Origin of the sequence: Legionella sp. W05-934-2, assembly GCF_964199965.1 — a bacterium.
In the GTDB taxonomy this organism is placed as follows: domain Bacteria; phylum Pseudomonadota; class Gammaproteobacteria; order Legionellales; family Legionellaceae; genus JAFIFT01.
This window is the reverse complement of sequence record NZ_CAXMZT010000013.1, coordinates 80,052-106,422: the sequence shown is the minus strand read 5'-3', so window position 1 is coordinate 106,422 and position 26,371 is coordinate 80,052. Positions and strand designations below refer to the sequence as shown.

Here is a 26,371-nt window from a genome sequence, read left to right as displayed (position 1 = left end):
ACTCCTAAGCGTTCATCTGAGAATATGTTAACTGTTACCTATGTATCCGGTCACTTGTGTTACCGATGTATCCGGGTCGGACCCCCTGGTTAAAATTCTAGCGCGGGCGAGGGGGTTCTCTTTGGTTTTGCCAATTTTTTCTTATTGAACAAAAATATGTCAGGATCACTCAGAGCGAAGCGTTATCCAGGGAGAAATTCAAGTTACAATGTTACTTTTTGTAAATACTCTGGAATTTCACAGGCCCAGCCTAGTTGCTCTTCAACGTTAATTTTCAACGCTTCGGAAGCGGAGTCCTCGCCATGGGTAATAAATGTTTTCTTCGGTGGCGTGGGCTGTTTTGATAGCCAAGCTAACATTTCTTTATAATCGACATGAGCAGAAGTGTTTGATAACTCATACACTTGGGCACGGATGGGTACCATGCTGCCAAACATTTTAATTTCCTTTTCACCCCGTAGAAGTCTATCACCACGGGTGCCGCTCGCCTGGAATCCACAAAATACAATGGCATTGCGATCATCGGGTGCAAAACGTCGGATATGATGCAACACGCGTCCTCCAGTGGCCATTCCGCTAGCGGAAATAATGATCATGGGCATGGCATGTTGATGGAGGGCTTTTGATTGTTCGACAGAATTAATATAGGTTGCAGTCTGGCAAACTTCGCGGCTCACTTTTTCGGATAAACGATGGTAATGATGGTGTTTGTAGAATAGTTTGGTCACATCGGTGGCCATTGGGCTATCGATGAAAACGGGAATATCAGGGATTTTGTTTTGCGATTTTAGTTGATAAATGGAATACAGTATCGCTTGAGCCCGACCGACGGCAAAAGAAGGAATGACGATAACGCCCCCTCGTTTCACTGTTTTATGGATAATATGACTGAGTTCCTCAGTTGGATCAGTTGCTTCATGCAGTCTATCGCCATAGGTTGATTCAATGACAAAGTAATCTGCTTTTAGTGGAGGTGCAGGCGGATTCATAATGGGATCATTGGGGCGACCTAAATCACCTGTAAATAGGATGGAACGATCCCGATGTTGAAAATGAACGAAAGAGGCACCTAGAATATGTCCGGCGTAATACAAGGAAAAATGGGTATCTTCGTCGAGTTTGTTTTCTTTATCAAACGGGAGTGGGTGCAAATAAGCCAACGATTTTTCAGCTTCTTTTTGTGTATACAATGGCAAGGGTGGGTGGTGCTTTGAATAGCCCTTACGCATTGCATAGTGCGCTTCTTCTTCGTGAAGATAACCACTATCGGGTAATAAGATCTCACAAAGATCTTTGGTCGGTTCGCTGCAAAAGATTTTTCCACGGAAACCATTTTTTACCAGCAAGGGGATATAGCCGCTATGATCAATGTGTGCATGAGTTAAAATGACATATTGGATTGCTGCTGGATGAAACGGCATCTTAAGCCAATTTCTTTGACGCAACAGTTTCTCACCCTGAAATAATCCACAATCCACCATAACATTGGTGTTGTTATAGGTGATTAAATATTTTGAGCCTGTGACGGTTTTTGTCGCGCCTAGAAATTGTATTTGCATCTGTTTTAAACCTGTTATTATCGCCGTCCATCCATGGATGGACGGGAAGCAGTGCCACTAAAAAAATGGTTACATTTTTGGTGCAGTTGATTCGGTATAGGATTGTGTATCCATTGGCTTCTTATAGGCACTGTCAAGTAGCATTTTTTGAAGTATTTCCTTATCTTGAGCCCAGAATTGAGTAATGTCGATCTTTTCTTGCTCAGATTGGCTCGCGGTGATATTTTGATTGTTGAGCAGCAAGCGAAGGGTAGATAACAGCTGTTTTTGTGTTAATTGATTGGATAAGTCAGTATTAGCACTGTTATCCTCTGATTTATATTCACTAGCCCAAGTAGATAACTCTCTAATATTATGTGTATTTAAATCAGAGACAGCTTGAGATAGTGATTCAATTTCAGTTGCAATTATTTCCTGAAGAGCCGTGAGATTACTTGATAAACGTTTATTGGATTCTAGACGACGTTGGCCCTGGTTGGAGTAGGATAAAAACCCACCCAAAATGCCACCACCGGCCAAAGCAAGCATGAAGGTAGTAAGCCCTTTGTTATCGCTTTTCAAAGATCGTTCAATGAAAATAAAAAATGCAGCAAAACCCACAGACCATTTTGCCATGGAAAGATTGTCTTCCATTTTTTGTTTAGCGATTTGCGCTTTGGGATCAAAGTTTGCAGGCTGAGGATTGGGGGAGGAAAAAAAGGACGGAAATCGACTAGGAATTGAAGAAAAGTACTCATAAAACTTGCTTGGCATATTCGTCTCCTACGAAATATAAAGTGTACAGTTTACTGGGGTTTTTAGTACTGTCAAGTCCTATTGATAGAAGGTGTGGAGCCCGCATATGATATAACAATTTGCTTGCTTTTGATCGTACGGTAACGCAAATGTTTACATATAAAATACGCTATAATCAGGCGCATTAGTCGTAATTTAGACTTATCGATTAAGCGAGTTCATGATGAAGTGCCAATGGGATGGCTGTATGGGCATCACCGATAATCGATTGCCTTTTCTTAAGAGTTGCATGCCTTCCAGTTCAGGCTGTTCTTTTAGTTGATGCAACGGGATTATCGCATTAAATTTTTCTTTGAATTTAACATCAACCATAAACCAACGGGGATTATCAGCCATGCTTTTGGGATCATAATGGTCGTCTTCTGGATCAAATGCGGTGTGATCGGGATAGGGTTTAGAAGCTACTTCAGCCAGGCCAACGATTCCAGGGGTATCACAGTTGGAGTGGTAAAAGAAAACCAAATCACCAATCGCCATATCATCGCGCATCATATTACGCGCTTGATAATTCCTAACCCCATCCCAGCAGGTTGTCTGATTTTTAAGTTGACGCAAATCATCAATACTAAAACAATCCGGTTCCGATTTCATAAGCCAATATTGCATGCCTGATTCCTATCAATAATTTATAAAAATGCAAGCATACATGAAATAGATTGGCAGGAAAACTAATAGTCCTTTGCACCGGCTTATTTTAAAAATTATCCATTACAACGCTAAGCCTAAAAGCTAGCATTTTGACTGATTAGGGGTATATGTAAACATCTGCGGTATCGGGTTTGATCCATGCGATTGTTTTGTCCGGCATAAGGAATTTTTTTTATACAAGCCCTTGCCATTATCAGTAAACTGCGTTTAAATGCACGCAAGTAATGTGTCATTAAAAGTGAAATTGTATAATATTTAATCATCACCTGGTTTTTGATCTATGGACGGATAAAGGGGTGAAATATGGCGAATATTTTCAATAAACGGTTATCCAGGAAGGAGATTTGTTTATCGATTCAACCAGGAGACCTTGCATGAACCGTGTACTTCTCAACAAAATCAAACTCCCTGCATTTTTACTGGCTGTTTTAGTCTTACCTATGCTTTTTGGTCATCTTGTTCCCGTTGAAGTCAAATCATGGTCCTATGCGCTTAGCTTGAGCATGAAATCAATTTTAGAGTTTGTCCTGCCGTTTATCATCTTTAGTTTTGTTTTTTCCTGTCTTGCTAACCAGCAAAAAGGGGCTGTTTTATTTGTTTTTTTGCTGATTGCCTGTGTTTTTATATCCAACTTTACCGCATTATTGGTTGGCTACAGTGCAGGCAATCTTGGGCTTGAATTGTTGAATATGCAAACAACCCCTGCGCCATCGATGATTCACTTACAGCCTGCTTGGACATTTACACTGAAGAAATTAATTAGCAATGATAGAGCCTTATTGCTTGGATTTATGACGGGCATCTTTTTTTCCCTCATGCCAAGCCGAAAGGCCAAACAAGTTGCTAACCAATTAAATTTGTATTCAAATGCTTTCTTAAAACGCTTATTCATCCCCTTATTACCCTTATTCATCATCGGTTTTATTTTCAAATTAGAATTTGACAATGTATTGCAAACCTCGTTAAAAATTTATGGTCCTGTTTTACTATTAATTATTATTACTCAATGGGTATATTTAACCCTGTGGTATAGTATTGGCAGCGCGTTTCAACCAAAGCGGTTGTTTCAATACCTCCGAAATGTCTTGCCAGCGACGTTGACGGGGTTAAGCACTATCTCCAGTGCCGCGTCCATGCCTGTCCTTTTGGTTGCAACGGAAAAAAACTTAGGCGATAGCGACAGAGCACGAATGTTGGTTCCTGCCATTATCAATATCCATACTGTTGGCAGTGCGATTGGCGTGCCAATTTTAGCGTTGGCAACGTTAGCATCATTTGGCTACCCGATCCCCTCTTTATCGAGTTTCATGGTTTTTGCATTTTTTACAGCATTGGCTAAATATGCAGTCGCGGCAGTCCCTGGTGGCGTCATTATTGTCGTTGCCCCTCTGTTAGAAACTTATCTTGGATTTTCCAGTGATATGATCGGTTTGATAACCGCTGTTTATCTCATTTGCGATCCGTTTGGAACCTGTGCGAACGTCACCGGAAATGGTATTTTTCCAATTTTATTCTCTCGATTGTATAACAAATTATCGCGGCAACCCCAGTATGATGATGCCAGTGTGGCCGAAGTCGCATGACTTAACAAGGCCGCCATGTCTTTATAATGGACTCTGTGTTTAGATTAAAAACTGTACATCGGCTCCTGAAAATGATATATTCTTCTCCACTTTTGTTGGCAGGATTGGTGACATAACGGATAACTAATCCCCTGACGACATCTCTCAGATTTTTATGGAGTCGAATTATGAGTTGGGGTGATTATCTCTGGGGTGGTTGCAAATACGTCTATAACTCAGTGAGCGATGGCTTGGCATCTGGCCTGGAATGGTGTGGCAATGTTAGTAGTATCGCGGGTGGCGTCCTAACGGCTGCCTCGTTTGCAGTGGATGAATCCATATCAGTTGGTTACTATCTTGCAGGCTCAATCTCTGGAACGGTCAACTTTAATTTAACGGTTATCAATTTTGCTTTCTCTATTATTGAAACATTTTCTTTTTCAAGACCAGCAAATAGTCAAGGTTCTTTTCATGATAATCTAAGTGACACGCTCGATCCTGAGACGTTACGTCTCTATGCATTAACTGCTATCATGCTCAGTATTGCCTTAAAGTCCTTGGGTTCTTCATTAAGTTTATATCTTAGAAGCAGTCGAGAACGCGAACGATTTAAACAAAAGAAAGGCATTGATTTAGCGATGCCTGGTTGGAATGAATATGGCTTTGAAATTGGTAAGTCGGTCTCCGGTGCACTGACTGCTGGATTAAACACCCATGCGATTGCGTTAACGGCACTGAAATATTCCGGCATTGTCACTACGAAAAGGCAGTATACTAAGCCGGCAACGAGTAATATGTCTGTTTGTGTTCCAGACTATTGTGGACCTGTCGAAGAAGGCAGTTATGATTTTGTCCAGAACATATCGAAGATGGTAAATGTGACTTTTGGTGGGGTGACAGAGTTGGTTGATGTTGATGCCGTGATTAATGGGACTGCCAGTGGTGATTATGGGGCAGGGGCTACCTTTGAATCTAAAAATGGGGTCGATGGAACATCGATTATACCAACAGCCATTGGGGCAATGGGTACGGGGAAGTTATATCAGTTCTTTAAACAAAAATCAGAAGATGCCCATGGCGACCGCGTGTTTAATGCAGGTCGATATCATGGCTCCCACTTAAGCTCTATTGATGTCGAAAATACAGATCTCAATGAAGAGAACCGTTCACTGTTGACTAAGCCATCGAGTCAAGTTTAATTTTCAGCAAGCGCCAGATTAAATTGTAATTGGTAGGGGACAACCCAACTTAGGACATAATCGCTTTTATAAAAAATATGAGATAAAAGAGTATAAACAGAGGCACAGCGATCCAACCGACGTATTTGTTAACGGTATCTGCGCGATGAGGATTTTTTTGTTGAATGCGGTAAGTGATGATAGTTGATAACACGGTTGTTAGAATTAAACCAAATGACGCAACCTGCATGGCATCATTTAAGGTGAAATGATCGACGATGGGAAGGTATCGGTCGATGATATATTTATTACCCACTGCTCCAAAAAGGGCTGCTAACGTAAAGCTGGCGCGTGGTCGGATTTCACTTGGCTCAATAAAAAACACAAACGACGATATTAAAATCGACACAATAAACCCAATATAAAAATTGAAAAACAAGCGGGCACCATGCCGTTGAATGGTTAGCTCAGCGACGAATTGGGAATATTTATCATATTTTTCATCATAATCACCTAAGCTTGATCGATAGGAGTGCGCGTTGGTTTTGACCTCAAAATTCAAAATGGTCCAATCTTCTATATTCAGGTTACTAGATAGCGCGCTGCCTTTTTTGTCAGCAGTAAAGACGATATCATCAATGGTATCGGAATCCTCTACGCGAATGGTCAATGTTTGTTTATCAAACGGAAAATTAGCCACTTTCCAATCGTGGAAATTAGTACTATAGACATGCATCACATACAAATATTTACCATCTTTGCGTAAGGTCTTCGAATAATTTTTGTATTGATAGTCAAATGCATTGGTAATTTCGATACTCTTGTCAGGGCGGTAGTTCGGGTTATCGGTGATGAACCAGAGGTAATAGCTGATTTTATAACTTTCATCAGCGTAATCTAACTCATGAATAAAAGTCGGGTAGATGCCCATCACCGCCTTCATCGGCTTTTCCGTTGGTCCAGCCCAGCAAACATTCATTATCAATAATCCAACGACGAGCCAACGTATCATGAGATATCCTATTTGCAATGATACTTTCTTCCCTTAACCTTATTTAAATATATAGACTTTGAAGGTACAATTAGCAAATTGGCTAAGGAGCAACTTCGAATTTTGTTATGGTTGATTTTTTAAAACGCTGTTTTAGTTCCTTGAAGGGCTCTCTTCATTATTCAACATTGTCATTGTGGTTAAATATCACCCAATATAGCCTCGTTTTTTTTGGTTTGATTACCAAACTCACCGCTAATGGCTTTTTGTTGCCCTACCAAGGGTTTACATTTGCAAAACTATGGCTGCGCTTTTCAGCAGGCGTTGTTGTCGGCACGCTTGGATTAGTCGTCGGCACGGCGTTGTCACTCATCTTATTACCATTTATGGTGGCAGCGACTTTGTTTGACTTGGTGCATAACCTCATTAGAGGGGCACTGGATGGGTATTCGTTTATCGATCAAGTAACTCCCTTGGACTGGAATGTTTTTTCATTTGATTCGGATGATAATCCGCCAAGGCACCCATTTACCCTGTTTTCACGATTTTATCGCTGGGTCATGGGCCCTCAAGCAGGCCATAGTGTAACCCAACCGACTGCAGTTTTGCTTTTGAATTGCATTGAGCAGCATTTGTTGAGTAATGAGGAGCCACTAAAGCATTTTCTGGAGGATAACCCTTTATTCAGAGGACTGGCAGAACAGTTGATTAAGGATAAGGAGCGAGATAGAAATGCCTTCATCAAATTACAGCAAGTAAATCCAGTGAAGGATAATAAACTAACAGCGCATGAATTAGTGAAAGCCCGTGCTCTTCAAACGCCAGAGATTAAGCTTTTAGTAGAACAATATAATCGATTATTACTTGATTTAGACGCAGCGGATGATCAGCTTATACAAATGGAATTTGACCAAGATGCAATGATTATCTTGTTTGTTAAGCAGTATCAATCGAGCAGTAATCAATGGGAAGCAGTGCCGCTGGCGACGTTAAAATCTTGCAAAGAAAACGCTGAGCATTGGTTTAAGTCCAATGCTATCCAACCGCTAACCAACGATAATGTTCTTGAACCAAAAAAATACAATGATCGACCAACACGGTATGTTTGGCACCGATATGATGTCAGCCAAGGGGATGGATCCCAGCTGCTAAACCAATTATCGGATAAAATACGCCAGGTTACGGCTAAGTTGGAGCAAAATGTGACGCCAGAGCCTACAAATCCACTCAGTGCGACGATCTATTGATTTGGTTATGCTAAGAGCCTAACGCAAATGCCAACGGTCACGTTCGAGCTTAAGTCAAACTTGCACTGCAACACGGACTTTTCCGAGGTGACATTGGTACGCAAAAAGACGTACAATGCCTAATTTCGTTGAAAAGGAAGTTGCATGATTGCATTCACAGGCACCTATACCGACCAATATCAATTAACCATGGGCCAAGCCTATTTTTTGCGAGGCAATCATCAACAGCCCGCCATTTTTGATTATTTTTTTCGAAAATTGCCCTTTAGTGGCGGCTATGTGGTATTTGCCGGTTTAGCGGATTTACTTGCTATCATTGAAAACTGGCGATTTACTAATGACGATATTGCCTATTTAAAAACGATTGGATTTCATCCCGATTATCTGGATTATTTATCCCAATTTCGTTTTCAAGGCCACATCTATTCCTGCAGAGAAGGGGAAGTGGTATTCCCAACGATGCCCCTATTACGCGTAGAAGCAACCATGCTCGAAGCACAATTGCTTGAGACCATGCTGTTAAATATTCTTAATTTTCAAAGTTTGATTGCCACCAAAGCTAGCCGTATTCGATTGGTGTCTGGTGATCGGCAATTGATTGATTTTGGTTTACGTCGTGCCCAAGGACCTGGTGGGTATTTTGCTTCCCGAGCAGCCATGGTTGGCGGTTTTAATGGGAGCAGCAATGTTTGTGTGGGAAAGGATTATCAGGTACCAGTATCTGGCACCATGGCCCATTCTTTTGTACAAAGTTATGACGATGAGTTGACGGCTTTTCGAGAATTTGCCGAAATCTGGCCGGAAAATTGTGTGCTGTTAGTCGATACGTATAACACCCTTGAATCGGGTATTCCTCATGCGATTCAAGTGGCAAAAGAAATGATGGCCCAGGGGCACCAATTGAAGGGTATTCGTTTGGATAGCGGGGATCTGGCGTATTTGTCGAAGCAGGCTAGACGAATGCTTGATGAAGCGGGGTTGGCACATGTTCAAATTGCTGCATCCAATCAATTAGATGAATATGTCATCAAAAGCCTGATAGAACAACAAGCACCCATTGATATCTTTGGTGTGGGCACCAAGCTTGTTATTGGTGATCCCGACTCTGCCTTGGATGGCGTTTATAAATTAGCTTATGCGAATGCTAAACCCCGAATCAAGTTATCCGATAGTTTAAAAAAAGTGACGTTGCCAGATAGAAAACAAGTGTATCGTCTACTGGATAAGAAAGGACAATTCATTGGTGCGGATGTGGTGGCTATCGAAGGGGAAGAGGTGGCAACTATTGAAACCATGCATCATCCATTTGACCGCGATAAATCGATGGACGTGCTCGATTATGCCAAAGAGCCGCTGTTGCATAAAGTGATGGAAAATGGTCAAAAAGTGGATAAAACAAAAGCAATATCCGATTTAGCTGACTATAGTAAAATTAGGTTAGGTCAATTGCCAAATGAATATAAGCGATTTGATAATCCGCATATCTATAAAGTCGGTTTAAGTACGCAATTAAACGATGTGCGTAATGAACTGACAAGGCAGCATAGAGCGTAACGATGAAGGTGTTAATTTTAGTCGATGTTCAAAATGATTTCATGCCGACTGGTGCATTACCTGTACCCGATGGTGATGCGATTGTACCCATCATTAATCAAGAAATGACTCAATTTGATTTGGTGGTTGCCACCCAAGATTGGCACCCTCACGATCACTTAAGTTTTGCCTCAAACCACCCAGGTAAAAAGCCATTTGATGTGATTAGGCTGGATGGATATGAGCAAATTTTGTGGCCGGACCATTGCATTCAAGGAAGTCATGGAGCAGCTTTGCATCCCCAATTAAATCAAAATCCAATTGAAGCGATAATTCGTAAAGGCAGTGATAAGCGCGTGGATAGTTATAGCGGTTTTTACGACAATCATCGCAAGTACAACACCGGCTTAGCCGGCTACTTACGGGCAAGAGGCGTTACCTCGCTCTATTTTGCGGGGCTAGCGGCTGATATTTGTGTGTATTGCACCATTCAAGATGCTGTCTCAGAAGGCTTTGAATGCACATTGATTGATGCCGCAACGAGACCTCTCGATAAAGCCAAGTATGAACAAATCAAGCAAAAGCTCCGACAACAGCAAGTCCGTATTATTTAGAGCACGCATCGATTTAGTGTTGCATCGTTTGCCCATTTTGTAATAGAACAAATTCCTGCCTGGGAATATGGTGTTTTTTCAGAGCTAATTCAAATGCTTGCAATACTTCATCTGGGTAAACGTTGCTTAATTGGAAGGTGAGCCAATGGGTGGCAAAAGAACGTTTGGCGCCTAGATCTCGATGAGCAAGCATGGCATCATCGGGCGTTAAATGCTCATGCCGCAATAGCTTTCTTGGTTCATAAGAACCGATTGGTAACATGGCTAGATCGGGTTTCCCCCAGCGTCGTTTGATTTCTTTGAAGTGCACATTATAAGCGGTATCACCCGCAAAAAAGTACTTATGCCCTGGGAAATCGATGCCATAGGATGCCCATAAAGTGCGGTTGGAGTCGAATACAAATCGCTGCGAGCTGTGTTGTGCTGGCAACATAGTTATTTGGGTACGATGATGAGAAATGCGTTGCCACCAATCCATTTCGACCACATTTTGAATCTTGTGTGCCTTTAGAAGGTGCTTATTTCCAAGCGGCACAATAAACAGCGGGTGATATTGATACTCCAATCGCTTTAATGTTGGTATATCTAAATGGTCATAGTGATTGTGTGAAATCAAAACAATATCAATTTTCGGTAATTCGTTAAAGTGCATCCCTGGCAAACGATGTCTTGCTGGGCCAATGATTGGCAGAGGGCTCGAGCGATAACTATATATAGGATCGGTTAAAATAGTCGTTTCACCTGATTGAATTAAAATGGTTTCATGATTAATGAAGCGAACCTGGGGAAAGTGATTAGTTTTGGGGGATGGTTTGGGGTTTTCTAGGAGTTTTGGCCAAGGATTTTGGCTAATAGCCTTCCAAAAAATGTATGCATTATAGGCTAAGCTTTGGGGCTTTGCTGATTCTCCAGGGAAATGAAAGCGCTTGCCATCAAAGTGATCAGACACGGGGCCTTGATAGCCAATGCTCTGACAGCCGCCTACCATGAGGATGATTAAAATAGCCAACAGGCATATTATAAAACGAATCATTTTCATTGACTTATTTTGGCGTAATTCCTCTAGCCCGATGGGGGATGGTAAAGACAAAATAAAAATACTCTAATAAGGTTAACCACATACCCCAAAACGAAAATTTATTCAGGATGCGAAGCGTGGGGTGTGCCTTGGCAATCACATGAAAATCGGTTAAATAAATGGTTTCACAGGCACCTTGACCACCATCGGTTCGAGTGGTGCTGGTGCTTCTTTTCATGCCATTCGATAGATTTTCATAATTGACCAACATGCCTTTAGCACTGACCACATCGCCAATATTTGCCGACAGCAATGCTTTTTTGACGATTAAATCCGTTGTTAAAAGGTGATTGTTTGATAAAGCGTAGGCATCAAAGCGATGGGAGGTTTCCCTATCCGGCCAAGTGACCCAGCAGGTCCAACTGTCGCTGGAGAATTCCAGGTTTTGATAGATGCCACTGGTCACATTCGGATCCCAAATGACACAGAGATCGCGGACATTGATAAAATCTTTCCAACGTCGATGGTGCCAGATATTGGTAAATCCATCCGCATTGCTTAACGATACGACCACACCGGTCAAATCATAGAAAAATAGCGGAGTAATTAAATATCGTTGTTCATTTGTATTAATTTCAAACGGTTCATTTTCAGACGGTGTCTGGACTGGCGCAGAAAAATCCCGCCCAGCATAAAAGCTAGGTGGCGGTAGTTTGTCTTTATACCAAAAGGTTAAAATCCAAGTGATCGCACACAGGATAAACAACAATCCCGCAATTGTTTTTTTTCTTTCAGGATTGGTCATTAATCATGATAAATGATAAGTTATCCAATTAGTGTAACTCAGGTTTAATTAAAGTGCGATATTCATTTTATGAATAAAATCAGATCGTTGCAGATAATGTATTAAAACTAATCTGTGTTTGATAAAAATGATCAGCGACTTCGTTCCTGTACACAGACCATTTTAAAAATGGTCCAGTACGAAGATTTTGTCCTTTGTACCGGACAAAAAGCAAAGAACTAATACGTGCCCGAGCCCGAGCCCGAGCCCGTGCCCGGTTTTAAAGAATTAAAAGATAAACTTAGATATTGAAGCAGTCCACCGAAAAATAGAGAACTGTGCCCATTAAAATTCGGGCACGGGCATGGGCACGGGCTCGGGCACGTACTAGATATCAGTTTTTGTCCGGTATAGAGGATGTTATCTTGTACCAAGGCAAGCATCAATACATCACATTAAATGTGCTAAAATTATAATGCTGGTTCCTTTTGTTGTTGAGATGTATCATGAAGATCATTTTGCTGTTAATTGCCACTGTCGTGGGGCTTTCTGCTTGTCAAACAACTCAAACAAGTGACAATAGCGAACAGGCCTATAGTCCATATAATTCAGAACTGACTCATACGACCTACTTAGGCCCTGCTCCGTCAATCAGATCACCCCTGGTGGAGAAGACAAAATAAATTAATATGGACGCGTTATGTTAAGGATTAATATTAAGCACCGTAGTGTTGCTCAGCTGCAATATCTGGGGCATAAGGTGTTGTCTTGGCATGTGGGTTGGCTTTGTTAAACATTGACAAAGTACTGACACAGTTGCCTTTATGACAGGGAAATGCAGCATGCAGACCTTGTCTTCGTGCAGCGGCGCGCTCGATGGCAAGTTGCTGTTGATATTGCTGTATATTCTCATAGGTATACGCTTTCACTTCTCCGGTGTTGCTGACAACCTGCCCCTTGTCTAACCACTCAATCGCTGTTTTGCGACTGGTGTCTGTTAACGTGGCTTCGGTTGCTTTAACGCCTGTAGCACATTCTTCAAAAATCGATTCCATCCCTGCTGCTGCTGAGTTGACACCCGCTGCGGTGGAAAGGGATAAGGCTGCTGAAGCAATGTTAGAACCGGTAAAATTTTGATAAATTTTGATGCTTTGGTCGTCAGTCCCTAAACCGATGGCTTGTCCTAAGCTATTCCAAAAGGCTGAAAACAATAACCCATACTTTTTAAAGGCTAAGCTTAACCCATCCATGAAGCTGATGGGGCGCTCCAACGAGCGCAGGATACTTTCCGACTTCGCATCAAAACTGTGTTTGAATGCTTGGCTCGCTTGAATCGGATGAAAAATCGCTTTGACAATGCCTTTTATGATTTTAGGGATAGTATAGATTCCCTCGAGTATTGTATCGCTTAAGGATGCGGCAAATTTTGCTAAATAAACCGCATTGAAGTAATTAAAGTTAATACCAACGGCAATTCCGTCAATGAATACAGCTGCAAACCATTGGCTAAATGAACTGCCTGCTTTTAAGGTAGACTGTAAGAATAACAAGGCTTTTTGGTGATATAAGCCGGCTGTGGCAATACAAGCGACTACGAAAACAGAAGTCATCGCTACCAGCACGACTAAATTAACGGCAATTTTGAGCAAGTGTTGTGCCCATTGTGAAAACGAGGCCGTTTTAAAGCCAGGCATCAGAAAGATATCTTTAAAATATTGCCAGATTTCTTTATAGCGCTCATTTGCTATCAAATCGGCAAAAATCACAAAAAATGCACAGGTGAGTGCTATGGCCGTTACTCCAGCAATGATTCCCGCTAAACTGATTATCAAAATTGGAGGGGCAGCAATTCCTAAGCCCGCCATGACCGCTGCTATCGCAGTACTTGCTGTTGAGTAGGATAGAAAGCTGATTGAAAGTGCACCGGATATGGCGATGATTAGTGATGCGATGATCAGTGCTTTTTTGATCAAAGAAACGCTGTCACCGTTCTTATCTTTGAATAATTTGAGCAAAAACAGTTTTTTTAATGTTTCCTCGCAAGAATCATGGAAGAGAACGTAATTCACTAAAAATCCGCAAACGCCAATGGTCAGTAAGGCTGGGATTACAGGAATATAGCTAAACATGACGGCTGCTGCGAATCCTTCACCAATACCCACGATAAAAGCACAAAAGAAGGCGGCATAACTGATGATCTTTTTCCATTTCCTTCTGGCCTTTAGGATAGCATTTGGTATTGTTGAACGTTGCTCGTTTGCAATCGCAACTCGCTCTTCTTCGGTAAGATCTTTTTCCGCTAAGTGATCAACCAACATATAGGTCTGAGCATACATCCCGCCATTTATCATGGCTTCGATATGGGCATACTTCTCATGAGGAAAGTGATCCGGTTTCGTTCCATACCACCAGTCTTTTAAGCGTTCATTAACGGTTCTATTATCTTCTTCAGCATATTGCTTTTTGAGTTTTCGATAGAGTTTTCGTAAGTTAATAATGCGCTTGCCATCTTCTATTTGATAGTCTTCGGCGAGGTGATGTAGTAGCTTTTTGATTTTTTTGGCTTGCCCTGGATGGGTGTCTTCTAAGCCATTGCTGACTAAAACGTCATAGACTTCATATAATTTATCCATAAACGCCGCACAGACGACTTTGTCCTTCAGGTCAGAGTCTGCTTGTAGATGCAATGATTGTAAGTACTGGTTTAACTCAGTAATCATATCAAAACGTTCAGCGACTTTTTCACCATCGATATCATCAAGCCCCAGTCGTATATATTCTCTCAGAATTTTGAAAATTTTATCATTATAGGGACAAAACGCGGATGAAAATGGCACCAAATGCCAGAAAAAAGTTCGCCAAGGATGTTCATCGATATAGGCTAAAGACTCGCGAATATCTTGACTCATTTTCTTCGCTTCTTCATCGACAAAGGCGTAGCGACTTTTAGATAGGATAGTGTCTATGCTGGTAAGGTTAGTTTGGGGTGTTTCAGGGGCAGGCGTCGTGGAGGGTTCATTTTGAGTATTGCCCATTGTTCCGCTCCATTGTAGTGCATAGTGATCAATATTCTATCATCTATTCCTTAAGGAAACCTTAAGGAATCTTGATTTCATATTCTCTCACTTTGTAACTGCAGAACACAAAGAACTTATACGTGCCCGTGTCCGAGCCCGTGCCCGGTTTTAAAGAATTAAAAGATAAACTTAGATATTAAAGCAGTCCACCGAAAAATAGAGAACTGTGCCCATTAAAATTCGGGCACGGGCACTATCGGCTCAGCCTTACTACGAGCTTTTTCCAGATGGCAAGCTTAACGCAACTAATTACCCCCCAGCGCTTGTTCAATATCACTCCATTGTTGGTAGCGGGTATTCCGGGGCTAAATTCGAAGCAATTTGTTGCCAAAAGACTTGACTGTAGTTGACATCGTCTTTATCGGACTCTTGTTGTGTGTTGAATGCCACAAATACAATTTGCTTTTCAGGTAGAATGGCAAAAATTCCGCTATAACCACCAAAACTTGGGTTTTGAATAAGCCAATGATTGGCAACGCCAAACCCCATGGCAAAATATAAGTCAGGCTTATTGTTTCCTTTACCGACAGTATCGGGTGCTCTTAATTGTGCGTTTGCCGCGGGGGTCAAAAAATCACCTTCCATAAAGTCTTGGCCCCATTTACCCAGATCGCCAATGGTGGAGGTGATTGCGCCGGAAGTTGACGTCCAAGAAGGATCCCAAAATGTCGAATCTTCATAGATTTTGCGGTCTTGACTAAAGGCATGTAAAACAGGTGAAGGGATTTCGGGGGTTAAATTAAATGCCGTGTTGTGCATCTCCGATTTTCGAAAAATCATTTCTTCAAAGATTTGAGCAATCGGTTGTTTTTGAATTTGACTGATAATTTCACCTAATAAGACATAATCTGTATGCGAATAATGTTGATTAGAACCCGGTTCAAATAGCGGCTCTTTTTCCATGGCATAGTCTATTAATTCATTCGATGTCCAATGTTTAAATGGTTCTGAGAGTTCTTTATCCATAAACGTTTCGTTATACACATAATCGGGGTAACCGCTGGTACCATTAGCTAACATATGCAACGTGACTTGGTTGGCATTGGGTAAATTAGGAAACCACTTGGCAATCGAATCATCCAAAGCCACTTGTTTATTGTCGACTAATTGCATCAACAACGTCGTTAACATGGGTTCGGTTATCCCGCCAATTCTGACATGCATTTTGGTATTGGCTGGCACTTGTGTCATCGATTCACCCAGTGCGTTGATACTGACTGGCTGCCCGTTCACCCAGAGTCCATAGATCATCGCTTTAACCGGATTTTTCTTAACAAATTTAGCCGCTTTGGCATCTAACGAAATTTTATCGAGCGCCTTATTATCGCGTAAGTGAGCTTGACCAATAATGGCGACAACCCCCAGAAGGGCGGTTATGCCAAGTACGGCGGTAATAATTGATAATTTTTTATTCATATTTAGCTCCATGCTGATGCTAAGCGACAGTTGCTTAGTGATTGGCTTTATCATCAAGTGGTTAATTGTTGCAGGTTTTTAGCAATAGGAAAAGACCTTATGCGCATAAGTTAAATTTTAAAGGTAAGGGGTTGGCTTTTGGGACAATTTTGTGTGTAATGGATACAGGTTAATTTTTTTTGCCAACACGATGAATGACTGTCAAACCATTATTCTTGCGCTTGTCCAAGGTGTTACGGAATTTTTGCCTATTTCTAGTTCTGCTCATTTGATCTTAACTAGCCAAATTTTGCATTGGCCTGATCAAGGATTGGCATTTGATGTGGCTGTTCATTTTGGGACGTTATTTGCGGTGCTTTTGTATTTTCGTAAGGAGATAGGGCCGCTTATACAAGGGCTGTTTAAGTCAAACGATCATAGCCGTTTGGCTTATGGTATTTTAGTTGCCACGATCCCATGTGCCTTGGTTGGATTTATATATAGTGATTTTATTAGCACTTATCTACGCTCCCCACCGGTTATCATCGCCACAACGTTATTGTTCGGATTATTGCTTGGTTTGGCTGATTGGTATGATTCGCGTTTACCGCAAAAAAAGACGCTAACCTTGAGCATGATGTTTGTCATCGGGTTATCGCAAATTTTAGCCCTAATTCCAGGTACTTCAAGGTCGGGAATCACGATGACCACCGGTTTATTAGGAGGACTTTCTCGCCAACAAGCTAGCCGATTTTCCTTCTTATTGGCAATTCCAATTATTCTGTTAGCCTCAGGTTATGAAGGGTTAAAATTAGCCCAACAGACCCTGCCTGTTGATTGGATTCAATTAGGCATGGCCATCGTCATTTCAATGCTAAGTGCTTATGGCTGTATTGCATTATTTCTTCGTTTTATCGAGCGCATCGGTTTTTGGCCGTTTGTGGTGTATCGAATTATATTAGCCATTGGCTTAGCCGTTTGGCTTGATTATTGATGCTTAAAGGGAAAAGACTTAGACATGCAAAAGCATGTCTAAGTGCTATAAGAGACGATTATTGAGAATTAGATGGTTTTGTCATGTTGTTAAGCGATTCTTCAAGCGCATCCAATTTTTTATGCGAGTCAGTCTTAAAAATGGAAAACTGCGCGCCAGAAATTTTATAAGCGGCCAAACCAATCGCATAAAAGACACCTAATCCAATAACTGCTAGGGCCAGGTGACCAAGAATTTGTTTCCATCCGCGGTGTTTTTCTAATACGGGGCGGGCATCATTGATGGCCGTTTGGCAATTTTTCTTGAATTGTTCTATGTCCTGTGGGGTTTTGTCTTTTAGTTTAGTTAAATTATCATATTGCCATTTGACAGTATCGTATAATTTATCTGCAGCCTGAAAGGCATCCTGTTCCCCTCTAGCTAAAAATTCTTTTCGTTTAGCATCAATCAGGTCAAGGTTTGCTACGAAAATACGTTGCATATCCTCTAAATTGATAACAGTCGGATCTTTTTGACTATGAGATAATTCTACTGGCGGCATCTCATCAGACGATAATGTTGCTTGGGTTTTGGTATCAAGCGTCAAGCTTTTAGAATCTGTTTTTTCAGGCTCAGCCGCAAGCGAAATGGTATTATGGGGGGAATAGAGAGCGGTGTATTCGCCTTGATTAAACGTTAATGTCTTACCCAAATTTCCATCTAAATTATAGATGTTATCTTTGGTGAGGTCACCGCTATCATGTCCGTGGACATAATTAATTCGATAGCCATGGTGCTCTTTTGGGCGCGATAGCTTGCTGTAATCCCTGTTCCAAATAATGAAAGCCAAGGGGTCTGTTTCAGGAACATAACCTTCATAGCCTGCCCACATGCCTTCATGGGTATACAAGGTATGTAAGGACTTCTTAGCGACATGCTTCTTAACCACGTCATTGATTTGATCAATCGTTTTGGCAATCGCTTGAGCAGAGTCATCTTGATAGTCAACGCCGAGCTTTACAGCCAAACGCTTGATATTGTTTAAGCCTATCCCTGCGTGACTATAGATAGTTATTTCACTGTTATCTTCACTGAGTGAATAGCTGATTGCTTTTAGGGTAGGAGTATAGACCGTGTCGGCAATAGCGAGAATTTCCTCACTTGAGACCAATTTCTTTTCAATGAGCGCTTGTAAATCGTATAATGAGCTGGCATGGCCATATTGTAGCATGGGTGGTTTAAGGTGTTTATTTTCTTTGAATTTTTCACATGCCTCCACGAACTCGACACTATGATTGGAGATAGTAATCTCGACAGGGACATTATTTTGTCGGAGCTTTTGCAGAATCTTTAAGGTAAAATAGTCATTTGACCCGCGGTCGGCTAATTCATCACCAATTAAACGAATGCCAATCGCTGGGTTGAAGGTTAGTTTGTCTAATAGTTGGTTAAATTCTTTTAGGTCTTGTTGAGTTAGCTTATCGTATGATTTTGAGTATATCTCGACAAGCTTTTGATAATCACCATTGCTTATTCCCTTAACCGCACCATGTTTCACCAGCATAAACATTAATTTCATGGCATTGCCATGCAAATCACCAATGGTGACTTCAGAATTGTCTTTGCTATAGGTGTCATCGACTTTGGGTAGTTGATAGATATCAACCTGTTCTTTAATTAATGTAGGCATGATTTTCCTTGGAAAGGGTACTATTTGCTTAATTATAGTCCTTTAATATTAATTTAATATTAAGCGTTGAAAAAAATGCGGATTTACAAAGGATTGACGTTTATAAAACCAAAAAATACGCAATGATGATAAACCCGATTAATCCCCAAAAGGGCGATAGGTCAAAAAAGGCGAGGAGGATGAAAAATGAGGCTGTCAGGCAGATAAGGGGCAAGGAAAAATTGTGTTTAAGGATGCTCTCACCTATGGAATACGAGGCGGCAGCTAGCATGGCAAGCGCACCGTATTGAACGGCAATGATTGCTTTGCGAGTGATGGGGGTATTGGCTTGAGAAAGGTAGCTATAACCGACCAAAGCCATCAATAGACCAGGAAGATTCAAACAAATAACGGCGATGATTAATCCCAATAGGCCGGCAACTTGGTAGCCAATCAAGGCGGACAACTTTACAGCAGTAAGACCCGGGAATAAAAACGTCGACCCCACCATGCCAACAAATTCTTCCTGACCAACCCATTGGCGTGAAACGACCGCTTCATACTCAATTAACTTCAGCATAGAATTACCGCCGCCCAGCGCGGTGAAACCAATTTTGCCAAAGCTAATCATCAATTCTACGAGTTTAAGCATGTTATTTTTCTGTTGGCCAAGGTGTTAAATCGACAAAAATGACAGAGCTTCGTTAAGGGCACACTGTTTGTATTCGATTACCCATTAAATCATCGCAGCCCGGATTAGGCGCAGCCGTAATCCGGGAATCAATACCCTTCAAAAGCTAAGCGCAATCACCCAATTCACCATAGTAGAAAGTTTGCCAACAACTGTCAATCAGCCGTGCCACGGATTATTATCACCTAATAGGCAGCCTGAATAAATGGTTGCTACCAGTTCATAACAGGAAAAGGCAGCTTATCAACGCCCTAGCGGAAAATTGTAATAGCAGGCAAAATGGGGTTTATGATCGAGAAGAACTGTAATACATAAATAACCACCACGACCAACACAACAATATTAAACAGCATATGAAACATGCCTGGCATCGGAATAAACGCATTCACAAGCCAGGTTATTACGCCCGCTGCTACTATGATAACTAATAAATTAAGTAACTCGATCATCATCGCTTCCTTCTGACTATGATTGAAAACTGGAGGTGCATTAACACATCAATCAATATGTACATATTATAGACAATAATTCAGCTCTCAGATGTCAATTCATCCATGTCGACTTGCAGGTTGCGTTCTATCTGCTATATATTAAACCATTAAAAACAATCAGTTGATTGCCATGAACATTAAAACACGAGGGCTCATTTATTTGTGGGTCTCTATTTTGTTGTTTGCTTCCCTTGATTCTATAATTGGCAAGTTGGGGCAGCTTGGCGTCAATTATCCGATTCATGGGCATAATCCTATTTCATTCTGTAATGTCTTATTTGCTGGCAATATCATTGCCGGTATCGTTTTTATCATTGGTTATCGAAAACAGCTAAGTGTTGATAGTATTTGGGCGATCCAAGCGAAGGAGTGGGGCTCTCTGTCGCTTGTTACCATTTTCGCCACTATTTTAGGACCTATTTTTTATTTATTGGCTATTTTGACCACAGCGGTGATTAATGTGGTGCTTATATCAACCACAGAAATTGTTTGGGCATTGGTATTAGGCTACTTATTTTTAAACGAAAAACCTTCCCGTTTGACACTGCTAGGCGTGCTTATTGCGGCAATGGGGGTGTCGCTCACTTTTTACTTAAACCTACCAGACTCAATGCCCATGGCAATGAAAATGGCCAAAGCCAACGTTGGTGAGGGTTGGCTAGGTCATCTTGTCGCCACGGCACCTAAAATTGGACTGATTTTCGCATTGCTTGGTGCGTTATTTACAATCATGGGAGATATATTGACCAATAGATACATCAGCAATATTCCCAAACCGATTTATTCCATTTTTAGAACCTGTGTTGGCGCACTATTTTTCTTTGTGGTTGCAACCTATCTTTTTGGCTTAACCCATTTTGCTGATCTGTTTTCTCCCTTTCTCTGGGAATGGATGCTCTTTTACGGCGGTGTTATTTTTGCAATGGCGATTTTTACTTTTTCTCAGGCAATCGAGCATGTTAACCCGCAAAGCATTGCCATTGGCAATGCTTTTTATCCCATAGCCGGTGTTATCTTTGCTTACCTGATTGTGGGTGAGATCCCCAACAGTGCTCAGATAATTGGTGGAGTCGTGATTTTAGTTGGTATAGCAGTTGGTCTGTATGACAATATCAAAGCTGCAAACCTGGAAGAGGAACGTTTGATAGGATTTAAAGGCATTTAATGGGCAGAGATGCCCTAGGCATTGGTAACGACAAAGTCAATTTTACTTCCTATAAATTGTGCTATTATTCAATAGGGTAGGGCCGTTAGCTCAGCTGGTAGAGCAGGAGACTCTTAATCTTTTGGTCATAGGTTCGATCCCTATACGGCCCACCATATTCAAGGTGGCCTCTACCCTTAAGAAACAAGGGGATAAAGATTCCTAAACTAATTTCAGTGTAACAGTATGAAAATAATCAATATATATTGCTTGATGTTGACACTAGCAAGCCAAGTCGCATTTGCAGACATTCATGTTTATCGGCAGCAAAAGGCGCCCCAAAATTTGCTGCACGATGGTAAGCTGCATCTGTATTTTTGTGGGACAGGCGATCCTGAAATTGCAATGCAATCGGTTAGAAAGCCGGCCTGCTTTGCGGTTGTTGGTGACAAGCAAATGTTCATGATTGATGTTGGGGAAGGGGGTTCGCAAAACTTGGGGGCACTTGGGCTGCCTCTTGGGGCAATGAATAAGATATTTGTGACCCACTGGCATTCAGACCATATGGCGGGGATAGGGTATTTGAATAATGTCGCTTGGCCGGCGCGCAAGAATTCATCCCTAATGTTATATGGCCCTGCAGGGGTTACAGACATTGCAGATGCTTTGAATAAACTATATTCATTGGATGCGTTATACCGAGCAACCAGTCGAGAAGGCTACGTACCATTAAATACGAATAAAATTACCCCCGTTTTGGTGACAGCTCCCTATGAGGGCGAAGGGGAACCTATTTTAAAAACAACGAATTTAAAATTAACCCCCTTCCGAGTGAACCACAACCCTGCCTATCCAGCATTGGGTTATGTGATTCATTATAAATCTTGCAAAATCGTCATCAGTGGTGATACAAAAATCATGCATAATTTAAAAACGGTGGCAGAAAATGCAGATATTTTGATAAACGAAGCATTCAGTCACTATTATGGTCAACTCATTCAACAGACTTTTCCTTCACAACCCAATCCAAAATTATCGAAAAAATTTTATGACCAAATAGCGCAATACCACTCCGATACGTTGGCATTAGCGAAGATGGCACAAGCGGCAGCGGTTAAGAATCTCATTCTCACTCATCTAGTTCCTGCTATTCCTACAAGCAAAGCGGCGAAGGATAATTTTATTAAAGGCATGGATAAGTATTATAAAGGCCCCATCACGGTAGTGGACGATCGCGATGAATTGGTGGTTACCTCAACTGATGCTCAGTGCCAATTTGAGTATAAGCCTGCTCCTCAATATGATATAAAAACTGTCGAACAGATTGAAGCACAGTAAATTGGCAATATCTTGCGGGTTAGCCGCATACCTATATGAAAGCAAAAAGCTGCTTAGAAATAGCTGCCCTTGATTGATTAGGTAAAAAAGCGCACAAAAATATGGCTGAATATAATTAGTGCGATAATAATCATGAGCAAAAAACTTCCGCTGTTAATTGGTTTTGAACCCGTATTGACGTTGACTTTCAAATCCCCAGCTCGATTGGTGTCAAAATAGGTATCTTTATTGGCGATAATGGCTTGGGGCAGTATTTGCTCTGATTGTGTTTTGAGTACGGATGTCCGTTTAACCGCGGTGCCGATAGCGAGAAATTCAATGAGACCATTGCCTAAATCATACACATATGTTTTGACGCCAACGATATCATCAGCGCCAATGGCATTTGCTTCCGTGTTGATGATGTTTAAGGCATTTTCGCGGGCTTCATAAATCAACCGTGTTAACTCATTGATTTCGCCTCGTTTGAATGACTTAATCAGAGACGTTATGCCTCCAACCACCCCTAGTGCATAAACCGATGTTCCCAGTAATAATCGTTGGGGCATATAACCCAGTTTAGCCATATTCCATAATTCGATATTGGTTAAGTTGCTGGTGGCAGGCATTTCGGTGAACTCGGCGGGCAGGCCAGGATGGTGTGAAGCGGTACCGATCATCAACATTTCATTTAGCCCACCAAAAGGGATAATAGTCGTGGTAATCCCAAGAACCGCATTTGCTTTATATTGCGCGGCGTGGTTAACAATGCGGGTTAATGCCAAATGTCTTGTCGTATTAAATATGGACGAATATTCCTTGATTTCGCCTCGGGCAAGGCTTTTAATGCCACCTATCAATCCGCGACCAACTCCCATTGAATAAGCCGAATTACCAAATGAGAAGCAGATAGGTCTGAATCCGACATCCAGTTGAGCATATAACTGTTGCCCATTATCGCTGGTCGAAAACTTATCTTTGCTGGCGTTTCCGGCGGCATGAATGGCAGAGCCAATGGACAAAAATTCGATATTTGAACCATGAAACACCAACTCACTGGTGACGCCTGTGATACCCGTTGCGCCCTGCTCTTTCGCCTCTTGAAGCATTCTGCGGTAGGCTGTTTCACGTCCTTCTTCAATGAGGGTAGTCACTTGCTTGATTTCACCCCCCAACATGGCTTTCATACCCGAGCCAATGCTACCTATGATGCCAAGTGAATGAACACTGTTACCCACGACAATATTACCCGGCTCATACCCTTTTTCTGCTAAACAATAAATTTCATTTCCGGATAAACCAGTCGTTACGGTCATGTCTATATCCTTTGAATTGGAGTAATTGATACAGGACTTACGAAAAACTCCCAATCTCTTCGTTAAAAAATATTTTTAATTCGGTCATTTAGTTGATCTAAACTCCCTCATTAAAAATATTTTTTGCCTCGACCTTGGGGTTTTTCGTAAGTCCTGTGATAGATAGTATAGTCGGTTTTTTTTACAAGCACACGGATAATGCCTTGATAAACAAGAGAAAAAAGAATAGCCAGGTAGGCCGAGCCCTGAGGGATAGACACTTTTTTTAAAACATAGTATTCGTATAATGTATTGGCATAATGTTTAACCCGACGTCCCGCGGCTTGTCCGCGGGATCCAGGGTTTTTGACCAATATGTTTTTATTTAGTGCATACAGGGATCTCTGGATACCGCGGACAAGCCGCGGTACGTCGGCGTTTTGAGATAAGTCTAAGTTTTCAAAAAGAGTGTCTATCCCTCAGGGTCGCGCCTTGGCACGACAATTATCATTGAAATAGGCGCTCATTAATTTTTAGGTGAGGGGCGTGTCAATCCTTGTTCTTCATCAGGAATGTCTTGGGGCTTTTTGGTGACTTGGTTATAAGAGTGATAACCGAGTTCACCTGTTTGCATAAAAAAGATACCTGCCCCTAAGCAGTTAATTGCGATGGTGAAGAATAGAATTAATGTATCCTGATTGTCATGTCTTTCCTCAACACCGACTTCGGCTAAGCTGAATGCTAATAATAAGAGCGAGAGAATGGAAATGATTGAATTGGTAAACACAGACCAGCTGCTACCACGCGAATGCTCGCCTTGTCCGCGCCTAAAGTACATATTAACGCCAATGGCGACGATACTTCGTAAGAGATTAAGAAAGGCAAACACGGGAACAGCGTTGCTGTCATTTGGCAGTAGCGCATTGTCAAATAACCATCCGGTCCCGTTCACAGGAACAATACCGACAGCTGACGACATCGTGTTAAATCTATCTTCTCGTACACAGTTCCTTCGATATTGTCCTTCTTCTTCGTGGGTTCGAAAATATTTCTCTGATTTTTTCTTGCTACTTCGAGAGATACAACAACAGAAAAAAGATGCGCAGGAGCATTTGCTGGAAGAGATAGCATCCTCTTCAGACTCATTACCTTTTTCATCACTCCCTATCCTTTCCTCTATTTCCTTCGGGGCAATGTTGATGCTTGTGTCAGATTCTTCCGATGACGGTGATTCTTCTAATATCCTTCCTTTCTTTTTTTTGTGTTTTTTAGGACCCTCGGAAGAGCTTGAACTCGATTGATGTAATTCTTTTGGAGTGCTGTCTCGACCAGAAGAAGGAGGCGTAGGAGGGGAATCTCGTTGAATGATGTCTGGATTTTCACTTCCACTCGAAGCAATATAGGTGCCTGATTGGGAGGGCGATTTTTTTTTCGGGGGCATACCAATCCTTACTAACTCTCTAAAAACAAGTTGAGTAAAATACGCGCTTTTATTGGAAAAATCAATGATCTTTATATCGAGGCAGACGCAGGCTATGACGCTTTATGTTGTTTAACAAAAAAAAATCATAGCTCGTGTCTAAATTAGAAATTGGTTACCTACTCAGCGTATTATACTCGGACATGAGCCGGCTCTGCTGTCTCATCATATAATGTTGACTTGGGTTGGACAATATATGCCAACGAGAGAGCAAACAAGGCAGCTGCAATGGTGAGTGATATTCCAGCACCGGATACGATGGCGGTAAACGCCGCAAAGCCAACAATTAAACCAACTCCAATGCGATACATATTATGATATAGCCGACTTTGCTCATCGGTTAAATCATGATCTTTCATTTTGAATAACCAATTAGTTACAAATGTTGTTGATGCATTCGGTTCGGCATCATCAGCTACCCTAGCAGATATTGCTTGGGAGTTAATCGTGGCTTCTGGGAAGGGCAAATAGCTATAGATGCCAGAGCCAAGGGCTAAAGCAACAGCTCCACCAAGCAATAAGGTGGCAGGTGCTGCAAAAAATAGGCCAATACCCAGGGTAGCGGTGACACAGGCTTTCACCATGATTTGGTTACTTAATAAGTGTTCATTATAGGTGGTGACTTGTTTATTATATAATTTTCGCATGGCATTTGTTTCGGTGATCAAATGGTGCCTTTGCTTATCATTCAAATTATTAGGTGGATTAGCAACAAAATGGCTAATAGCCGAAACGGGTAATTGGTTAGGATTGAGTGGCATTTAAATACTCCATTAACGTTTGGCGAATTTTGCCAAACCCCAAGCCATGTGTCAAGCTTTGTCCAAGTATATTGCATATTAGTGCACTATGGATTAAAATCGCCCCATCATTTATAAGATCACAGCCCCATGCGATTTTTTTTTAATCA

Annotated in this window: 22 protein-coding genes and 1 tRNA gene; 9 read left to right on the top strand and 14 right to left on the bottom strand. The window is 41.5% G+C overall.

From position 1 onward, the window contains the following. Positions 1 to 203: 203 nt before the first annotated feature. The 3 genes from AB3348_RS13725 to AB3348_RS13715 all read right to left on the bottom strand — a co-directional run bounded on the left by AB3348_RS13725 (position 204) and on the right by AB3348_RS13715 (position 2,960). Entirely contained in the window at positions 204 to 1,559 is a 1,356-nt protein-coding gene (locus AB3348_RS13725; protein WP_367608179.1) for an MBL fold metallo-hydrolase, read from the bottom strand. Positions 1,560 to 1,628: 69 nt separating this feature from the next. Continuing rightward, positions 1,629 to 2,312: a hypothetical protein gene (locus tag AB3348_RS13720; RefSeq protein WP_367608178.1), complete on the bottom strand. Its 684-nt coding sequence runs from the start codon at positions 2,310 to 2,312 to the stop codon at positions 1,629 to 1,631. Between the two features lie 183 nt (positions 2,313 to 2,495). Next, on the bottom strand, positions 2,496 to 2,960 hold the full coding sequence (locus AB3348_RS13715; RefSeq protein ID WP_367608177.1) for an EVE domain-containing protein: 465 nt from the start codon (positions 2,958 to 2,960) through the stop codon (positions 2,496 to 2,498). Between the two features lie 416 nt (positions 2,961 to 3,376). On the opposite strand from AB3348_RS13715, the gene AB3348_RS13710 reads away from it, so the two are divergent. Then, positions 3,377 to 4,585, top strand: a complete 1,209-nt coding sequence (locus AB3348_RS13710; protein WP_367608176.1) for a cation:dicarboxylase symporter family transporter — start codon at positions 3,377 to 3,379, stop codon at positions 4,583 to 4,585. A gap of 167 nt (positions 4,586 to 4,752) precedes the next feature. Next, positions 4,753 to 5,763 carry a hypothetical protein gene (locus AB3348_RS13705; protein WP_367608175.1) on the top strand — a complete coding sequence of 337 codons (1,011 nt, stop codon included), beginning with the start codon at positions 4,753 to 4,755 and terminating at the stop codon, positions 5,761 to 5,763. A gap of 49 nt (positions 5,764 to 5,812) precedes the next feature. Here AB3348_RS13705 and AB3348_RS13700 read toward each other — a convergent pair whose 3' ends face one another. Next, the gene (locus AB3348_RS13700; protein WP_367608174.1) at positions 5,813 to 6,754 is read right to left on the bottom strand and encodes a hypothetical protein; all 942 of its coding nucleotides are present in this window, start codon (positions 6,752 to 6,754) and stop codon (positions 5,813 to 5,815) included. A 107-nt stretch (positions 6,755 to 6,861) separates the two neighbouring features. Here AB3348_RS13700 and AB3348_RS13695 point away from each other — a divergent pair, with 107 nt between their 5' ends. The 3 genes from AB3348_RS13695 to pncA all read left to right on the top strand — a co-directional run bounded on the left by AB3348_RS13695 (position 6,862) and on the right by pncA (position 10,127). After that, positions 6,862 to 7,980, top strand: a complete 1,119-nt coding sequence (locus tag AB3348_RS13695; RefSeq protein ID WP_367608173.1) for a hypothetical protein — start codon at positions 6,862 to 6,864, stop codon at positions 7,978 to 7,980. Between the two features lie 144 nt (positions 7,981 to 8,124). Beyond that, a complete protein-coding gene (locus tag AB3348_RS13690) occupies positions 8,125 to 9,534 on the top strand; it encodes a nicotinate phosphoribosyltransferase (protein ID WP_367608172.1) in 1,410 nt (469 codons plus the stop codon). Between the two features lie 2 nt (positions 9,535 to 9,536). Continuing rightward, positions 9,537 to 10,127, top strand: a complete 591-nt coding sequence (gene pncA / locus AB3348_RS13685; protein ID WP_367608171.1) for a bifunctional nicotinamidase/pyrazinamidase — start codon at positions 9,537 to 9,539, stop codon at positions 10,125 to 10,127. Positions 10,128 to 10,140: 13 nt separating this feature from the next. Here the strand turns inward: pncA and AB3348_RS13680 are convergent, their stop codons facing one another. From AB3348_RS13680 to AB3348_RS13665, 4 genes are all read right to left on the bottom strand, one after another. Next, entirely contained in the window at positions 10,141 to 11,160 is a 1,020-nt protein-coding gene (locus tag AB3348_RS13680) for an MBL fold metallo-hydrolase (RefSeq protein ID WP_367608170.1), read from the bottom strand. 10 nt (positions 11,161 to 11,170) lie between these two features. Next, the gene (locus AB3348_RS13675) at positions 11,171 to 11,950 is read right to left on the bottom strand and encodes a hypothetical protein (protein ID WP_367608169.1); all 780 of its coding nucleotides are present in this window, start codon (positions 11,948 to 11,950) and stop codon (positions 11,171 to 11,173) included. Between the two features lie 695 nt (positions 11,951 to 12,645). Then, a complete protein-coding gene (locus tag AB3348_RS13670) occupies positions 12,646 to 14,964 on the bottom strand; it encodes a hypothetical protein (RefSeq protein WP_367608168.1) in 2,319 nt (772 codons plus the stop codon). 315 nt (positions 14,965 to 15,279) lie between these two features. Continuing rightward, positions 15,280 to 16,422 carry a serine hydrolase domain-containing protein gene (locus AB3348_RS13665; protein ID WP_367608167.1) on the bottom strand — a complete coding sequence of 381 codons (1,143 nt, stop codon included), beginning with the start codon at positions 16,420 to 16,422 and terminating at the stop codon, positions 15,280 to 15,282. 190 nt (positions 16,423 to 16,612) lie between these two features. On the opposite strand from AB3348_RS13665, the gene AB3348_RS13660 reads away from it, so the two are divergent. Further along, positions 16,613 to 17,395 (top strand): undecaprenyl-diphosphate phosphatase, encoded by a 783-nt coding sequence (locus AB3348_RS13660; RefSeq protein WP_367608166.1) that lies wholly within the window; start codon positions 16,613 to 16,615, stop codon positions 17,393 to 17,395. A gap of 58 nt (positions 17,396 to 17,453) precedes the next feature. Here AB3348_RS13660 and wip read toward each other — a convergent pair whose 3' ends face one another. The 3 genes from wip to AB3348_RS13645 form a co-directional block, all read right to left on the bottom strand. Further along, a complete protein-coding gene (wip, locus tag AB3348_RS13655; RefSeq protein ID WP_367608165.1) occupies positions 17,454 to 19,064 on the bottom strand; it encodes a Dot/Icm T4SS effector Wip in 1,611 nt (536 codons plus the stop codon). Positions 19,065 to 19,164: 100 nt separating this feature from the next. Continuing rightward, positions 19,165 to 19,695, bottom strand: a complete 531-nt coding sequence (locus AB3348_RS13650; protein WP_367608164.1) for a chromate transporter — start codon at positions 19,693 to 19,695, stop codon at positions 19,165 to 19,167. A 290-nt stretch (positions 19,696 to 19,985) separates the two neighbouring features. Continuing rightward, positions 19,986 to 20,186 (bottom strand): Thivi_2564 family membrane protein, encoded by a 201-nt coding sequence (locus AB3348_RS13645; RefSeq protein WP_367608163.1) that lies wholly within the window; start codon positions 20,184 to 20,186, stop codon positions 19,986 to 19,988. A gap of 169 nt (positions 20,187 to 20,355) precedes the next feature. Between AB3348_RS13645 and AB3348_RS13640 the strand changes: the two genes are divergently transcribed. The 3 genes from AB3348_RS13640 (at position 20,356) to AB3348_RS13630 (ending at position 22,707) form a co-directional block, all read left to right on the top strand. Continuing rightward, entirely contained in the window at positions 20,356 to 21,390 is a 1,035-nt protein-coding gene (locus AB3348_RS13640) for a DMT family transporter (RefSeq protein WP_367608162.1), read from the top strand. A 79-nt stretch (positions 21,391 to 21,469) separates the two neighbouring features. After that, positions 21,470 to 21,545: transfer RNA gene (locus AB3348_RS13635), tRNA-Lys, on the top strand. Positions 21,546 to 21,615: 70 nt separating this feature from the next. Further along, a complete protein-coding gene (locus AB3348_RS13630) occupies positions 21,616 to 22,707 on the top strand; it encodes an MBL fold metallo-hydrolase (RefSeq protein ID WP_367608161.1) in 1,092 nt (363 codons plus the stop codon). A gap of 77 nt (positions 22,708 to 22,784) precedes the next feature. On the opposite strand, the gene AB3348_RS13625 is transcribed toward AB3348_RS13630, so the two are convergent. The 3 genes from AB3348_RS13625 to AB3348_RS13615 all read right to left on the bottom strand — a co-directional run bounded on the left by AB3348_RS13625 (position 22,785) and on the right by AB3348_RS13615 (position 26,222). Next, entirely contained in the window at positions 22,785 to 24,002 is a 1,218-nt protein-coding gene (locus AB3348_RS13625) for a heavy metal-binding domain-containing protein (RefSeq protein WP_367608160.1), read from the bottom strand. Positions 24,003 to 24,507: 505 nt separating this feature from the next. Further along, positions 24,508 to 25,422, bottom strand: a complete 915-nt coding sequence (locus tag AB3348_RS13620; RefSeq protein ID WP_367608159.1) for a hypothetical protein — start codon at positions 25,420 to 25,422, stop codon at positions 24,508 to 24,510. A 170-nt stretch (positions 25,423 to 25,592) separates the two neighbouring features. Beyond that, complete coding sequence (locus AB3348_RS13615) at positions 25,593 to 26,222, bottom strand: hypothetical protein (RefSeq protein ID WP_367608158.1); 630 nt, start codon at positions 26,220 to 26,222, stop codon at positions 25,593 to 25,595. Positions 26,223 to 26,371: the final 149 nt, after the last annotated feature.

Excerpts from the sequence above, each read along its gene's own strand:
- AB3348_RS13725 (WP_367608179.1), bottom strand. The coding sequence starts at position 1,559 with ATGCAAATACAATTTCTAGGCGCGACAAAAACCGTCACAGGCTCAAAA.
- AB3348_RS13720 (WP_367608178.1), bottom strand. The coding sequence starts at position 2,312 with ATGCCAAGCAAGTTTTATGAGTACTTTTCTTCAATTCCTAGTCGATTT.
- AB3348_RS13715 (WP_367608177.1), bottom strand. The coding sequence starts at position 2,960 with ATGCAATATTGGCTTATGAAATCGGAACCGGATTGTTTTAGTATTGAT.
- AB3348_RS13710 (WP_367608176.1), top strand. The coding sequence starts at position 3,377 with ATGAACCGTGTACTTCTCAACAAAATCAAACTCCCTGCATTTTTACTG.
- AB3348_RS13705 (WP_367608175.1), top strand. The coding sequence starts at position 4,753 with ATGAGTTGGGGTGATTATCTCTGGGGTGGTTGCAAATACGTCTATAAC.
- AB3348_RS13700 (WP_367608174.1), bottom strand. The coding sequence starts at position 6,754 with ATGATACGTTGGCTCGTCGTTGGATTATTGATAATGAATGTTTGCTGG.
- AB3348_RS13695 (WP_367608173.1), top strand. The coding sequence starts at position 6,862 with ATGGTTGATTTTTTAAAACGCTGTTTTAGTTCCTTGAAGGGCTCTCTT.
- AB3348_RS13690 (WP_367608172.1), top strand. The coding sequence starts at position 8,125 with ATGATTGCATTCACAGGCACCTATACCGACCAATATCAATTAACCATG.
- pncA (WP_367608171.1), top strand. The coding sequence starts at position 9,537 with ATGAAGGTGTTAATTTTAGTCGATGTTCAAAATGATTTCATGCCGACT.
- AB3348_RS13680 (WP_367608170.1), bottom strand. The coding sequence starts at position 11,160 with ATGATTCGTTTTATAATATGCCTGTTGGCTATTTTAATCATCCTCATG.
- AB3348_RS13675 (WP_367608169.1), bottom strand. The coding sequence starts at position 11,950 with ATGACCAATCCTGAAAGAAAAAAAACAATTGCGGGATTGTTGTTTATC.
- AB3348_RS13670 (WP_367608168.1), bottom strand. The coding sequence starts at position 14,964 with ATGGGCAATACTCAAAATGAACCCTCCACGACGCCTGCCCCTGAAACA.
- AB3348_RS13665 (WP_367608167.1), bottom strand. The coding sequence starts at position 16,422 with ATGAATAAAAAATTATCAATTATTACCGCCGTACTTGGCATAACCGCC.
- AB3348_RS13660 (WP_367608166.1), top strand. The coding sequence starts at position 16,613 with ATGAATGACTGTCAAACCATTATTCTTGCGCTTGTCCAAGGTGTTACG.
- wip (WP_367608165.1), bottom strand. The coding sequence starts at position 19,064 with ATGCCTACATTAATTAAAGAACAGGTTGATATCTATCAACTACCCAAA.
- AB3348_RS13650 (WP_367608164.1), bottom strand. The coding sequence starts at position 19,695 with ATGCTTAAACTCGTAGAATTGATGATTAGCTTTGGCAAAATTGGTTTC.
- AB3348_RS13645 (WP_367608163.1), bottom strand. The coding sequence starts at position 20,186 with ATGATGATCGAGTTACTTAATTTATTAGTTATCATAGTAGCAGCGGGC.
- AB3348_RS13640 (WP_367608162.1), top strand. The coding sequence starts at position 20,356 with ATGAACATTAAAACACGAGGGCTCATTTATTTGTGGGTCTCTATTTTG.
- AB3348_RS13630 (WP_367608161.1), top strand. The coding sequence starts at position 21,616 with ATGAAAATAATCAATATATATTGCTTGATGTTGACACTAGCAAGCCAA.
- AB3348_RS13625 (WP_367608160.1), bottom strand. The coding sequence starts at position 24,002 with ATGACCGTAACGACTGGTTTATCCGGAAATGAAATTTATTGTTTAGCA.
- AB3348_RS13620 (WP_367608159.1), bottom strand. The coding sequence starts at position 25,422 with ATGCCCCCGAAAAAAAAATCGCCCTCCCAATCAGGCACCTATATTGCT.
- AB3348_RS13615 (WP_367608158.1), bottom strand. The coding sequence starts at position 26,222 with ATGCCACTCAATCCTAACCAATTACCCGTTTCGGCTATTAGCCATTTT.